Raw genomic sequence first — 12,945 nt, 5'->3', positions numbered from 1 at the left:
GGGGTGGCCGCCGGCCGATGTTCCTGGTGGCGGTTCGCGCAGATTTTCGCCGCGATGGCCATCAGCCTGTTCGCGGCTCTTGGTGCGGTTCTTTATCTCGTCGATCCCTTCGATACCGGGCGCTCGCCCTTGCCACTGAAGAAGGGCTATCCCGCGCCCGATTTCCAATCGCCGATGACCAGCCGCCTCGGGAACGCGAGCCGCGGGCGCGATCAGGCCTTCGACGCTGCCATCATCGGCAACTCGCATGTCCAGGCGATCGAGCCGGAGCGGCTCACCGCCGCGACCGGCATATCCTTCGTTGCCCTCGTGGTGCAGGCGAGTGGTCCGCGCGAGCTCCTCGCCTTATGGGACTGGTTCGTCGCTCATCGCGCGAGCCCGGCCAAGGTCATCGTGCTCGGCATCGACGGACCGTGGTGCACGGCAGGGCCGTTGACGACCAGCGAGCCTTTTCCGTTCTGGCTGTATGATCCGTCGCGCCTCGCCTATCTGAGAGGTCTGCTACGCTATAGCGTCGTGGTCCACGCTCTCCCCGAACGCATCGCCTATCTTTTGGGCCTGCGTGAGCGGGCGCGACCGGACGGTTACTGGGATTACGAGCCGCGATTCGCGGAACTCGGGTTCGACAGCGAAGAAAAGAGGCGCGCTCTGGAGCGTCCCAAATTGACGATGGATATCAACCTGACCGGCCGTTTCGCTGCCGTTGATGCACTCAGGCTGCGCCTCGCGCGCCTGCCTGCTGAGACCACGGTGGTGCTCCTGCGCCCTCCGGTCTTCGTCACGGGCCTGCCGGCACCGGGCTCCGACTCGGCGGCTGCGGACCTCGCCTGCCTCGCAGCCTTCCAGGCGGTTGCAGCCGCACGACCCAACACGGTCGTGCTCGATTGGCGCGCCGACCGGCCAGAGCTGCGCGACGCTGCAGCCTTTATCGATCACACGCATTATCGGACAGAACTCGCACGTCTGGTCGAGGCCGATATCGCCCGCGAGATCGCGAATGATCGCGGTCCCTCTGGCAAGACCACCATCAGTCTCGACTGACGACGGCGGAGCTCATGATCTCGGATATCATAAGGGACGATGGCGCGGGGCGCAGCCCGACGACAGGACGAGGCGCCTCGCTTGGTGGCCAAGCGCGCACCTGGTGGCGCTTTGCCGTCACTTTTCTCGGCACGTCTTTCGCAGTCGCCTGCGGGTTCTTGCTCATCGCCTTTCTGGTCGATCCCTTCGACAGCGGGCGTTCGCCTCTGCAACTGGCGGAAGGCGTGCCCGAGCAGATCAACCGCTTTGCCAATGCCAGCCGCGCCCGCGATCCAGCCTTTCGCGCAGCGATCTTCGGAAATTCCCGGATTCAGTTGATCGAGCCGGCCGTGCTTACGGCCGGGACCGGTATTCCGTTCGTTTCGCTTGGGATCGAGGGAAGCTACCCCCGCGAGCAACTCGCGACGCTGGATTGGTTTCTGGCGCACCATCCCGATCCCGCGGTGATCGTCGTCGGCATTGATGGCGTCTGGTGCGAGAGTGATCTTGCACAGGGAGTCCATCCCTTTCCCTACTGGCTCTACAGCCCGTCCACGCTCACCTATTTGCGGGGCCTGTTCCGCGCGACAGCCCTCGAAGGTCTCGGGCGCTACGGCGCCTATGTGCTCGGAGGCAGGCCGCGAGCCCGCCCCGACGGCTTCTGGAACTACGAGACGCTCTACCTCAAGGTGGGGATGGACAGCGAGGAGAAGCAGCGTGCGTTGCTTCGGCACGAGTTTGCTGCCGACGTGAACCTCACGGGGCGTTTTCCGGCGGCGGACGAACTCGCCACCCGCCTTCAGCGGCTGCCGCGCGAGACCAAAGTCGTGCTGCTGCGCCCGCCTGTCTTCTATACCGGGCTGCCGATGCCAGGATCGCCGGAGGCGGCCGCTGAGGCGGCTTGTCTCGATCGCTTCACCGCGCTCGTCCGCTCCCGGCCGAACACATTCTTGTTAGATTGGCGTGTCGATCGGCCGGAAGTTCGCGAACAGTCAGCGTTCTTCGACCATACGCATTATCGCAAGCCGGTTGCGCGCCGCGTCGAGGAGGATCTCATCGCGATGCTCAGGCGCAGCACGGCCAAGGCGCCGTGAGCGAGGCTCGCGGCCTCCCGGCCAGGGTGCCGAATCAGCATCACATCCCCCGCATCAGCGGTGCGAGCAACATGCACCGAAAGGTGAGTACAATCCGCGTTGTCCCGGCGCCGTTCGGCGGCTATATAGGCGGCGCCTCATTCGAGGCTCAGGGGATAAGAGCACAGCCACGCATGTCGGACATCGTAATCGACGAGGGCTATCGCCCGTCAGAAGACGAGCCCTTCATGAGCGAGCGTCAGCGAGAGTACTTTCGGCGCAAGCTCCTGAAATGGAAGGAAGACATTCTCAGAGAGAGTCGTGAGACTCTCGTTGCGCTGCAGAGCGAGAGCGAAAACCATCCCGATATCGCCGATCGGGCCTCGTCGGAAACGGATCGCGCCATCGAGCTCCGGGCGCGCGATCGCCAGCGCAAGCTGATCGCCAAAATCGAAGCTGCTTTGATGCGGATCGAGGATGGTTCCTACGGCTATTGCGAGGAGACGGGCGAGCCGATTTCCTTGAAACGACTCGAAGCCCGCCCCATCGCTACCCTTTCGCTCGAGGCGCAGGAGCGCCACGAACGTAACGAGCGCGTCTATCGCGACGATTGATAAATGCGCGGGGCTTCGGCCCGCACACTATATGAAGCGGGACGCGGCATCGCCGGTCCCGCTTTTTTTTCAGCGTGGCGGGATGCGCCCGAGGAGGCGCGCGAATTCGGCCTCGATGTCGTCGACGGAGAAGGGGTCGACCGTGGCTTTCGCCGGAGGCTCGCTCGGCGATGTGGAGCTTGAGCTCGGCGGGATCTCGCCATTCTGGGAAGGATGCGGGCCGGATGGCGGGCGGGGTGCTTCTGCGGCTGCAGCCGGGGCGTCCTGCGCCGGCATTGCCGGCTTCTCGGTGCCGGTGGGACGCTCCTGCAGCGGCAACGACGCTGATTGGCGCGGCCGCGCTGTCGCGAGCAGGGTCGCAGGCGCTGCCGGCCGTTCCGTTGAATGGCTGGGCGCGCGTTCAGCGAGGCGTTCGGCTGCGAATGGCCTCTGCAGCACTTCGCCCAGTTGTCTCGTCATGGCGGCGAGTTCGTCCTCGGGCGCATTGGCGCCGGCGGGTGGCGCGGGGGCAGGTTTCGCCTCGGCCTGGGGGGTTGGCGCACGTGCGGCGGACGGCAAGGGCGGCCGTGGGCGCGGTGCCGGTGGTTGGGTGCCGTTGGTGGTCGAGGGCCGCTCCCGTCCAAAGTCGCGGGCGAGGTCTCGTGCGGACGGTCTCGCCGTGTCCCTGCCGGGCGGCGATGCCTCGGGCGGGGCGGGCGCACGGTCCCCCGAAAGCGGGAAAGATGCGGCACCGGTGCGTTCCGGCATGCGACTTTCCGGGGCGCGGCCTTCTTGTGTCGTCTCGGGCCGAGTGTCCTGACGTGCCTCGATCGCCGATGGCCGCAGCGGCGGCACGGGATCGGCGATGGCGAGCGCCGGCGAGCCGGAAATTTGCGCAAGCGCGTCGCCGACCGAGGCAGGAGGGCTCGGCGGAGGCGCCGAGCGCTGCGCGTTGCGGATGATGCTGCTCTCGATCACGACGTCGTTCGGGCCGCCGATCATGAGAAGATGTTCGACATGGTCACGCCGCACCAGGACCAACTGACGCTTGCGGTCTATGTCGAAGGAATCGATGACGCCCAGCCGCGGCTGCCGGCTACGGCCGCCCGCCTGATTCGCGGTGTTCCCGCGAGGCGCGGAGACACGCCGCAACACGACGGCAAAGAGCGCCAACAGCACGAAGATGATGACGAAGGCGATAAGGTACTGCACTGGCGCGGAAATCTCGATTCCGAAAAGCGACCGCACGTCACGTCTCCCGCTGTGCCCATCGCCGATGATCGGGGATGCCTCGAGACGCGGCCAGATTAGGGTTTTTGCAGTGCAAGGTTAACCCGCGGTTAATGCAAACCACATAGATTTTTCTCAAACCGGCACCCTGCACTGGCGATTTTTCGCGCGAACGGGCAGAAAGCGGGATGAGCACCTGTGCCGCGGCGTCTCGGCTTCTATGATAAATCCCAACCCTGGACCGAAACTGTCCACCGGTGTGGAAGTCGTGCTCCTGCAGAGCGGGTGGTGCGGCACGGAGCCACGGCGTCGGACGCGGGGGCGGCCATTGGCCCGTTCGGCGCGGTGGAGTACGAGAGGGCAGGGGGATGAGCGACACGAGCGTGAAGAGGTCGATTGATCGGTCCGATCGTCCGGGCAATGCGGGCCTCGTGCTCCTGCTCGCCGTCGTGCTCGTCGGCGCGGCGGTCGCGTTGAGCTTTGTCGCAAGCGACGTGGCCCAGCCGCTCATCATCGCCTTTCTTGCAATCCTTGCCATGGTCGGGGTGTTCAGCCTCTTCGCCTTGGCCATCGGCCTCGCGCAGTTTACGGGCCGTGGCACACGCAACGATGTGACAAAGCATCTCGTCGACACGGCGCCGGAGGGCGTTCTCGTAGCCGGTGCCGACGGCCGGGTCATTTACGCCAATGAGACCTATCTCACCTTGTCGGGCGCCGGCAATGCCAGCGAGGTGCGAATCGTGGAGCGCCTCTTCGCCGGAACCGCTGAAGTGTCGGAAGCTATCTACCGGCTCGCTCAGGCCGCGCGCGAGACCCGCCCCGCGACGGAGGAGATCCGGCTGCAACCGGCTCTCACTGGTGGGGAGGTGGGGTGGTACCGGGTCCGGGTGCGGCCGCTGCCGCAGCCGAATGGCCGCGCGGCGACGGTTTGGACCGTCGTCGACATCACCCGCGAGCGCGAGCGCCAGGAAAACGTCTTCCAGGAATTGCAACACGCGATCGACTATCTCGACCATGCGCCGGCCGGTTTTCTCTCCGTCGATGCCGGCGGCGAGATCGTCTATATGAATGCGACACTCGCCACTTGGCTCGAACATGATCTGGCGCAGGTCGGCTCGGGGGGCTTGCGCCTGAGCGACGTGGCGCCGGCCAATGCGGCGGCCCTCATCGGCGCCGTCAGCGGAGCGCCGGGCGACGTTCACACCGAAATTCTCGATCTCGACTTGCGCCGGCGCGGCGGCAAATCGCTGCCGGTGCGGCTGTTTCATCGGGTGGCGATCGGCGCCGACGGCGTGCCCGGCCCTTCGCGGACACTCGTGCTCAACCGCTCACCGGGCGAGGATGTGGCCGAGGGGCAAAGGGCGGCGGAGGTGCGCTTCGCCCGTTTCTTCAACAATACGCCGGTCGCCATCGCGACGGTCAGCCGCCACGGCGCCGTGACGGGGTCGAACGGCTCCTTCGCACGGCTTTTCGGCGCGGCGCTTGCAAGAGGCGAGGGTGGCAGCGAACGTTCGCTCTTCGACCTCGTGGTCGAGCGGGACCGTGAAGCGCTCGCCAATGCGCTCGCCTGTGCCGCCGCCGGCCGCGACGAGATAGCGCCGATCGAGGCCACCATCGAGGGCGAAGGCGGGCGCTCGGCGCGGCTCTACATCACCGGAGTGGAAGAAAACGAGGCGGGCGGTGAGGGCGCGGGCGAAGTCGCCATCATCTATGCGCTCGATACCACCGAGCAGCGGGCGCTCGAGGCGCAGTTCGCACAGGCGCAGAAGATGCAAGCCGTCGGCCAGCTCGCCGGCGGCGTGGCGCATGACTTCAACAACGTCCTGCAGGCCATCATCGGCTATTCCGACCTGCTGCTCGCCAATCATCGGCCGACCGATCCGTCCTTCCAGGACATCATGCAGATCAAGCAGAATGCCAACCGGGCGGCGAGCCTGGTGCGGCAGCTGCTCGCCTTTTCACGCCGGCAGACGCTGCGCCCGCAGGTCATCCAGCTCGGCGAGGGCCTTTCCGATCTGTCGCTTCTGCTCAAGCGCCTGCTGGGCGAGCATGTCACCCTCGACCTGCGCCACGGCCGGGACCTCTGGCTCGTCAAGGCGGATGTCAACCAGTTCGAGCAGGTGGTAGTCAATCTCGCCGTCAACGCGCGCGATGCCATGCCGGACGGCGGTGCGCTCACCATTCGCACGGCCAATGTACCGGCCGAGGAGAGCGAGAAGTTCGGGCAGAAATCGATGCCCGCGGCCGATTACGTGCTGATCGAGGTGGCCGACACCGGCACGGGCATTCCGCCCGATGTCATGGACAAGATATTCGAGCCCTTCTTCACCACGAAGGAGATCGGCAAGGGCACGGGTCTCGGTTTGTCGACCGTCTACGGCATCGTCAAGCAGACCGGCGGCTTCATCTTCTGCGACAGCGGCGTCGGCAAGGGCACGACCTTCTCCATTTTCCTGCCGCGGCACGTGCCGGCGCCGGAGGAAAGCCCCAAGGCGGTCGTCGGCAAGGCCGCGACGCCGGACTTGACCGGCCGCGGCACCATCCTGCTGGTCGAGGACGAGGAAGCGGTGAGGGCCTTTGCGGCGCGGGCACTCGCCACGCGCGGCTATACAGTGCTCGAGGCGAGCTCCGGCCGGGAGGCGCTCGCCGTCATGGAGGACCGCGACACGCCCTTCGATCTCGTCGTCTCCGACGTGGTGATGCCGGAGATGGACGGGCCTACCCTGCTCGGCGAATTGCGCCGGCGCCAGCCCGGGCTCAAGATCATCTTCGTCTCCGGCTATGCCGAGGACGCCTTCAAGAAGAACCTGCCGCAAGGCGAGGATTTCACCTTCCTGCCGAAGCCTTTCAGCCTGAAGCAGCTCGTCGAGGCGGTGAAGGCGGCAATGGTGGAGCGCTGAGGCGCCCATCTCCTGCCCAAAGTCGCCGCTCGTGATCGCTCTTTTTCTCACGACGTGCGGATTTGTCCGGCTGGCCGCGGGAGGCGCGACGTCGCCCGCGATGGAGGCAGCAAATGCCACCATGTGAACAAGCCCGGCTCTAGAAAGCAGGCTGATATCCTGATGTTTTTCCGCGCCCTTTGAGGTGAGATGCGCGGAATAAACATGCAAAATCCACATATATCGATCTCGGATCCGACGGAAGCGGTTTCGGAACCGGAGCGCTTTCTCATGGCGCAGGTATTGACGCGCGCCTATCGGGAGTGGGCTCGGCATTTCATCTCAGACCGGCAGATCAGCATCGCCCTGAACATCTTGCCGAACCTTCCGGGCAACAAGCTCGCCAATGCCTGTTCTGCGCGGATGGTTTTTGTCGGCGTCAACGAGGGGGCGCCCGTGCTGGTGCCCGGCGCGACTTATAAGCTCGCCTTCGGCCACGACGCGAACGGCGACCGCGCCGATATCGTCATCAATCTGAATGCGGCGAGGCTTGCTGAATTTCACCTGGGCAATGCGGAGGTGCCGGACAATTTGATCGACCTTCTCAGCGTCTTCTTCCACGAACTGGGCCGCCTTCATCATGTGCGGCGGTGGCGGGCCGGAAGGTGTGCTGGCCGTCGGCCGATCCCCTTGGGACCTGCGCGTCGCGGAAAAAGGGGATGGCGCTGTCTTCACCGGCGCCAATGCGGTGCGCGTGTTCGGCGGACCGGTCCCGCTCGACGATGTCTGGCATCTGGCGCAGGAGGCGGCCGAAAAGGCCGGCTCATCTCTCGCCAAACTCATCCCTGCCGGATGCCGCCTCCAGGTCTCTGCCCTCGATGTGGCGCTGGCGGCGGACCTCGGCCTGCCGACCGAACACGACGATACGCTCCATGCCGGCCAGCATACCGGCCTCGTCGATACGGGCGCCGGTCTCGACACCATCATCATCAGCGAGGCCTGGACCGCCGTGGAGCTTGTGCAGGACGGCTTTGCCTGGCAGTTGATCGACGCCGCCAAGAGCTACAAGCTCACCTTGATCAATGTCGAGCGGCTGCGCTTTCCGGATGCGATGCTGGCGCTCGACACCGACGGCCATGCCGGCCTGGTCTATCGGCTCTATGGTCTGTTTCAGCGCGAGCCCGACCTCGGCGGCCTCTCTCATTGGGTGCGTGCGCTCGATCAGGGCATGCAACCGGTGGCACTCGCCCGGGAGTTCCTGCATTCGGCGGAGTTCGCCTCGCATTTCGGCGAGCGGCCGAGCGACCAGGATTTCATCGAGGCTCTCTATGTCGGGCTTTGCCACCGCGCTTCCGATCCGGGCGGTTTCCGCTTCTGGGAAGGCGAAGCAAGGCAGAGACCGCGCGAGGACGTGCTGATCGCATTCGTCGAGTGCCCGGAGGCCAAGATGAGCGTGGCCGGCGTCCTGTCCCACGGCATTCTCCTCGATGCCGAGTTCTTCCCTTGAGCGGGTAGCGACGGCAGCCTGCGAGGTGATGCGACATGTCGAGTCGTCACATATCTCTGCTGGACGGCTATCGCCCGCCTTGGCAGAAACGCAGGCGAGTTCACGCGCGTGGCCAGGAGGCAGGGCAGGGATGACCGAAACAGCCGAACAGACGGCCGCACCGCGGGTGCCCGATCGCATTGCCGTGGTCGGTGGCGGCGCTTGGGGGACGGCGCTCGCCATCACGGCCGTGCGGGCGGGGCGCCGTGTCACCCTCTGGGCGCGCGAGCCTGAGGTGGTCGAGGCCATCCGCGGCGAACGGCAGAACCCGATCTTTTTGCCGGGCTATGACATTCCCGACACTGTCCGGGCCGAGGCGGATCTCGCCGCGGCGGTGATCGGCATGGATGCCGTCATCCTTGCCGTGCCATCCCAGTTCCTGCGCAGCATGGGGGCCGCCTTGCGCGGCCTGCTCGCCCCGGGCACGCCCATCGTCATCTGCGCCAAGGGAATCGAGCGCGGCAGCGGGCTCCTGCTCGCCGCCGTCGTCGCCGAGGCGCTTCCCGGCCATCCGCTCGCCGTCCTCTCTGGCCCGACCTTTGCGGCCGAGGTCGCGGCCGGCATGCCGACGGCGATCACCGTCGCCTCGCAGGATGTGGCCGAGGATCCGGAGGCCTCTCTCGCCGCCGCCGTGGCCGTGGCGCTGGGCACGCCGACTTTCCGCCCTTACGTCACCGACGACGTGGTCGGCGTCGAGGTGGGCGGGGCGGTCAAGAATGTGATCGCCATTGCGAGCGGCATTGCGACCGGCCTGGGCTTCGGCGCCAATACGCGCGCCGCGCTGATCACGCGCGGCCTCGCCGAGATCAAGCGCCTCTCGGAGGCGCTCGGCGGCCGGAGCGAAACGGTGACCGGGCTGTCAGGCATGGGCGACTTGACGCTCACCTGTTCCAGCGAGCAGTCTCGCAATATGCGCTACGGCATCGGGCTGGCGCAGGGGCGGTCGCCCGCCGAGATCTTCGACGGCCGTCCGGTCGTGGTAGAGGGCGTCGAGAACGCCCAGTCGGTTACCGATCTCGCGCGCAGCCTAGGCTTGGACATGCCCATCTGCGAGGCCGTGCGTGCCGTCATCGAGGGCAAGCCTGTCGCCGAGGCCATGGCCGATCTTCTGGCGCGGCCGTTCCGGGCCGAGCCGAGCCACATTGCGCTCAGGATGCCGCAGCAGCCTTAGAATCAGGGCACTCTAGTTGGCTCGCCCGCTTGTCGGGCAGTCTGCCGCGAAGCGCCCAGGCGAGGGGGATTCTTGCAGGTCATGCCACCCCTCATCCTGGCCCTCTCCCCGCAGGCGGGGAGAGGGGAACTCACGCCCGGATCTCCTGGCGCTGGAACGCGACATAGGCGATCGTATAGACGACCACCATTGCCGCGAGCAGGCCGGAGAGCTGCGGCCATATGAGCAGCGCGCTCTGCCCGAAGGGGAGCGGTGCACCCACCACTGCACCCTGCAGCTGGCTCATGAAGACGAGCCCGAGCGAGCGCGTCGAGGGGTTGAGCAGCGCAAGCGTCGTCTCGCCATAGAGGGTGTTGGGCGAAATGCGCGCGATCGCCTGTCCCACGCCCACCTGATGCATGGCGGTCAGCGGATCATAGGGATCGATCGGCGCCACGATCGCCGCGACAAGCGGCGCGATCATGCTCCAGAAGATCGTGAACAGCAGCCACAATGTCAGCGCGGCGAGTGCCGATGTCGCCGGTGCCCGGAAGATCGTGGAGAAGAGGAGCGCCACTGCCAGCCACACCCCCGCATAGGCGAGCGACGCGATGAGGAAGGCGATGCCCCGCAGGATTTCTTCGCCCGAGGGCGGCAGGCCGAGGGTGAGCAGGCCCATGCCCGTCACCAGGAGCCAGAGCGTCACCAGGCAGATGCCGATGACCATGAGCCCGCCGAGGAATTTTCCGGCGAGCAGCGCATCGCGGTAGATCGGCTGCGACAGAATACGGCTCATGGTGCGCCGGCTATATTCGCCGTTGATGCCGTCGAAGCCGAGCGCGATGCCGACGAGCGGCAGGAGAAAGCCGAGAAAGGCGACGAAGGAGGGCAGGGGCTCCCGCGCCGTCGTGAAGAGCCGAAGGAAGAGGAAGGGATCCTCGCCGATCGTCGCCTTGATCTGGCCGATGGCGCCGTAGATGGCACCGACGGCCGTGAGGATCACGAGCAGCATGACGAGATGCATGCGCGCGCTCGTCATATGGTCGGCCGCTTCCTTCAGCGCGACCGTGGAGAGCCCCGTAAAGGGCGAGCCTTCACGCTGCATGGGCCACCTCCGGATCGCGCATCTGCTCGAAATAACGGACATAGACCTCGTCGAGGCTGGAGCGGTCCATGGAGAGCCGCAGGAGCTCGCCGCCGCCGGCGACGATGCGCCGAGCAATCTCGCCGCGTATGTCGTGGTCGGCATCGATGCGCGCGACGCCCGATCCGGTGGCGGCGACGCGGCTGACGCCTTCGACACCCTCGACCGCTCGGGCGATGTCGCAGGCGCTCGCCTCCACCTCGATCACATAGGAGCCGCCGAGCACCTCGCTCGCCAGATCGCTCACACGCCCGACGAGACCGACCCGGCCGCGGTGGAAGAGGGCGACGCGCGTGCAGATGGTCTGCACCATGCCGAGGAGATGCGAGGACAGGATGACGGTCATGCCCTCGCCCGCCAGCCTGACGATCAGGTCGAGCAGCTCCTGGGTCGATTGCGGATCGAGGCCCGAGGTCGGCTCGTCGAGAATCGCCACCTCGCAGGCCTTGACCAGGAGATCGGCAATGCCGAGGCGCTGGCGCATGCCGCGCGAGAAGGTTGCGACGCGCCGGTCCGCCACCGCATCAAGGCGCACGCGCGCCAGCGCCTCGGCGATGCGGCGCTTGGCCTCCGCGCCGGAGATGCCGCCGAGGCGGGCCGTATAGGCCAGGTTCTCGCGCGCCGTCATGGTGTCGTAGAAGCCGACCGCATCCGGCAGGTAGCCGACGCGGCGCTTCACCGCGAGCGGCTCGCGCAGCGGATCGAAGCCGAGCACGCGGACGGTGCCGGCGGTCGGTTCCGTCAAGCCGAGCAGCAGCAGGATGGTCGTCGTCTTGCCGGCGCCGTTCGGCCCGAGCAGCCCGAAGACTTCGCCACGCTCGATGGAAAGATCAAGCGCCTCGACCGCGACCGCGCGGCCGTAGTGCTTGGAGAGGCCCTTGGCCTCGATGACGGGCGCCGTCATCGCCGGCCATACCGCGTGACGGCGAAGGCGAGCACGACGACCGCGGCGCCGATGACGCCGAGCCCGCTGACGCCCCAGAGCGTCGAGGTCGTGACCGTGACGCGGAAGTCGGCGTTGTCGGAGGCGCCGTCGCCCGAGGCACGCAGGGTGACCATGTAGTCGCCGGCGATGGCATTGTCGGACGGCGTCAGATGCAGCGCGACCTGCTGCGGGGCGTTCGGCGCGATCGCGTCGAACGTCTTCGGCTCCACCTCGGTTTTCCAGCCGGAGGGCGCCGAAGCTGAGACGGTAACATTGCGCGCCGGTGCAGTGCCGGAATTATTGAGGGTGAAGTTGAAGGTGCGCTCGCGGCCGGCTTCCGCTTGGCCGGATAGCCGGCCCTCGGTGCCGGAGAGGGAAATGTCCGGCTGGCCGGTGATGTCGAGCACCAGCTGCGTCTCTCCGTGGACCGCGGCATTCGAGGCGGCGATCGCGACCGGATACTGGCCGGCGGCAACGTCCCGCGGCGGCTTGACCGAGACCTTCAGCGTCTTCGTCTCATCGGCCTTGAAGGGCAGGCTTGTCAGTTCCTGGCTGCCATATTGCTCCATGAAGGTCGCGGTGAAGCCCGGCGGCGTCTGGGCAAGCAGATTGAGGGTCGCCTCCTCGGGGCTGTCGTTCTTGACGGAGACCTCGAAGTCGAAATTCGAGCGCGGTGTGCCGCGCAGCGCCGGCAATTTCGGTTCCAGCGTAATCTTGCTCGGCTCGGCGGCGGCGAGCGTCATGGAAATCGGCAGGCTGAGCGTCTCGCCGCTGCTCGCCCGGCCGCTGACCGTGAAATTATAAGTGCCGGCCTTGACGTCCTTCGGTGGTGTCAGCTTGAGCTCGAGGCGCTGGCTTTCGTCCGGCGTGACCATCGCCGCGCCGATGGGCCTGCCGCTGCCGGTCAGCTGCCAGGTCCAGCCGCTCGGCAATCCGCTCACCGTGAGGTCCACTCGCGCTGGAGGCCGATTGGCATTGGCGAGGGTCAGCGACAGATTGGCATCCTGGCCGATGCGTTCGGTAACCTGCGGGAAATCGGTGGTCAGCCAGAGGCCCGACGGCTTAGACGCTCCCTCCTGTGCGTGCAATTGCCCGACGAAGGCGGGCCAGGCAGACAGTGCCAAACCCCCGGCGACCACTGCCACTGAGGCGAGAGGGCGAATGCGGATCATGAATCACTCCCCTAGGCTCTATCGTTGTACGGCGGCACGAGGCCACCTCCAGCTTAGCGGGAGGCAAGATTTGACGGAATTGTGACCAGAATCCGGCGAGAGGCAGCAGCCAAAATCCCGTGATCGGCCAGAAATCATGAGATTCCAAAAGGATCTCAGAATTAGGCGTCAAGCTGTCGCAGAGCCTCGATTGAGCGGATAACAGTAAACACC

At 66.3% G+C, this 12,945-nt stretch carries 11 protein-coding genes; 6 read left to right on the top strand and 5 right to left on the bottom strand.

All coding sequences use genetic code 11. The features are described from left to right. The first annotated feature begins 54 nt into the window (after positions 1–54). The 3 genes from ACFQU1_RS05450 to dksA all read left to right on the top strand — a co-directional run bounded on the left by ACFQU1_RS05450 (position 55) and on the right by dksA (position 2,707). The gene (locus ACFQU1_RS05450; protein ID WP_378130111.1) at positions 55–1,041 is read left to right on the top strand and encodes a hypothetical protein; all 987 of its coding nucleotides are present in this window, start codon (positions 55–57) and stop codon (positions 1,039–1,041) included. A gap of 14 nt (positions 1,042–1,055) precedes the next feature. After that, positions 1,056–2,114 (top strand): hypothetical protein, encoded by a 1,059-nt coding sequence (locus ACFQU1_RS05445; protein ID WP_378130109.1) that lies wholly within the window; start codon positions 1,056–1,058, stop codon positions 2,112–2,114. Between the two features lie 173 nt (positions 2,115–2,287). Beyond that, entirely contained in the window at positions 2,288–2,707 is a 420-nt protein-coding gene (gene dksA / locus ACFQU1_RS05440) for an RNA polymerase-binding protein DksA (RefSeq protein ID WP_378130104.1), read from the top strand. A 69-nt stretch (positions 2,708–2,776) separates the two neighbouring features. Here the strand turns inward: dksA and ACFQU1_RS05435 are convergent, their stop codons facing one another. After that, positions 2,777–3,934, bottom strand: coding sequence for a hypothetical protein (locus tag ACFQU1_RS05435; protein WP_378130102.1), 1,158 nt, complete (start codon positions 3,932–3,934; stop codon positions 2,777–2,779). A gap of 350 nt (positions 3,935–4,284) precedes the next feature. On the opposite strand from ACFQU1_RS05435, the gene cckA reads away from it, so the two are divergent. Further along, positions 4,285–6,816, top strand: a complete 2,532-nt coding sequence (gene cckA / locus ACFQU1_RS05430) for a cell cycle histidine kinase CckA (protein ID WP_378130100.1) — start codon at positions 4,285–4,287, stop codon at positions 6,814–6,816. A gap of 321 nt (positions 6,817–7,137) precedes the next feature. On the opposite strand, the gene ACFQU1_RS05425 is transcribed toward cckA, so the two are convergent. After that, positions 7,138–7,437, bottom strand: a complete 300-nt coding sequence (locus ACFQU1_RS05425; RefSeq protein WP_378130098.1) for a hypothetical protein — start codon at positions 7,435–7,437, stop codon at positions 7,138–7,140. Here ACFQU1_RS05425 and ACFQU1_RS05420 point away from each other — a divergent pair. Then, entirely contained in the window at positions 7,436–8,302 is an 867-nt protein-coding gene (locus tag ACFQU1_RS05420; protein WP_378130096.1) for a DUF4214 domain-containing protein, read from the top strand. The genes ACFQU1_RS05425 and ACFQU1_RS05420 overlap by 2 nt on opposite strands. Before the next feature lie 130 nt (positions 8,303–8,432). Beyond that, positions 8,433–9,512 carry an NAD(P)H-dependent glycerol-3-phosphate dehydrogenase gene (locus ACFQU1_RS05415; protein ID WP_378130094.1) on the top strand — a complete coding sequence of 360 codons (1,080 nt, stop codon included), beginning with the start codon at positions 8,433–8,435 and terminating at the stop codon, positions 9,510–9,512. Between the two features lie 130 nt (positions 9,513–9,642). Here the strand turns inward: ACFQU1_RS05415 and ACFQU1_RS05410 are convergent, their stop codons facing one another. Genes ACFQU1_RS05410 through ACFQU1_RS05400 form a run of 3 tightly spaced genes read right to left on the bottom strand, consistent with a single transcriptional unit; the run spans position 9,643 to position 12,732 of the window. After that, positions 9,643–10,596: an ABC transporter permease gene (locus ACFQU1_RS05410; RefSeq protein WP_378130092.1), complete on the bottom strand. Its 954-nt coding sequence runs from the start codon at positions 10,594–10,596 to the stop codon at positions 9,643–9,645. Continuing rightward, positions 10,586–11,539 (bottom strand): ABC transporter ATP-binding protein, encoded by a 954-nt coding sequence (locus ACFQU1_RS05405; RefSeq protein WP_378130091.1) that lies wholly within the window; start codon positions 11,537–11,539, stop codon positions 10,586–10,588. Before ACFQU1_RS05405 ends, ACFQU1_RS05410 begins: the two co-directional genes overlap by 11 nt. Beyond that, positions 11,536–12,732, bottom strand: coding sequence for an NEW3 domain-containing protein (locus ACFQU1_RS05400; RefSeq protein ID WP_378130089.1), 1,197 nt, complete (start codon positions 12,730–12,732; stop codon positions 11,536–11,538). The genes ACFQU1_RS05405 and ACFQU1_RS05400 overlap by 4 nt, the downstream gene beginning before the upstream one ends. Between the last annotated feature and the right edge of the window lie 213 nt (positions 12,733–12,945).

Origin of the sequence: Chelatococcus sp. GCM10030263 (assembly GCF_042666455.1) — a bacterium.
GTDB lineage: Bacteria > Pseudomonadota > Alphaproteobacteria > Rhizobiales > Beijerinckiaceae > Chelatococcus.
This window is presented reverse-complemented; position numbering and strand designations above follow the sequence as displayed.

What these genes read in the sequence shown, in the direction of transcription:
- ACFQU1_RS05450 (WP_378130111.1), top strand. Translation starts at nt 55, where the DNA reads ATGGCCATCAGCCTGTTCGCGGCTCTTGGTGCGGTTCTTTATCTCGTC.
- ACFQU1_RS05445 (WP_378130109.1), top strand. Translation starts at nt 1,056, where the DNA reads ATGATCTCGGATATCATAAGGGACGATGGCGCGGGGCGCAGCCCGACG.
- dksA (WP_378130104.1), top strand. Translation starts at nt 2,288, where the DNA reads ATGTCGGACATCGTAATCGACGAGGGCTATCGCCCGTCAGAAGACGAG.
- cckA (WP_378130100.1), top strand. Translation starts at nt 4,285, where the DNA reads ATGAGCGACACGAGCGTGAAGAGGTCGATTGATCGGTCCGATCGTCCG.
- ACFQU1_RS05420 (WP_378130096.1), top strand. Translation starts at nt 7,436, where the DNA reads ATGTGCGGCGGTGGCGGGCCGGAAGGTGTGCTGGCCGTCGGCCGATCC.
- ACFQU1_RS05425 (WP_378130098.1), bottom strand. Translation starts at nt 7,437, where the DNA reads ATGATGAAGGCGGCCCAGTTCGTGGAAGAAGACGCTGAGAAGGTCGAT.
- ACFQU1_RS05415 (WP_378130094.1), top strand. Translation starts at nt 8,433, where the DNA reads ATGACCGAAACAGCCGAACAGACGGCCGCACCGCGGGTGCCCGATCGC.
- ACFQU1_RS05410 (WP_378130092.1), bottom strand. Translation starts at nt 10,596, where the DNA reads ATGCAGCGTGAAGGCTCGCCCTTTACGGGGCTCTCCACGGTCGCGCTG.
- ACFQU1_RS05405 (WP_378130091.1), bottom strand. Translation starts at nt 11,539, where the DNA reads ATGACGGCGCCCGTCATCGAGGCCAAGGGCCTCTCCAAGCACTACGGC.
- ACFQU1_RS05400 (WP_378130089.1), bottom strand. Translation starts at nt 12,732, where the DNA reads ATGATCCGCATTCGCCCTCTCGCCTCAGTGGCAGTGGTCGCCGGGGGT.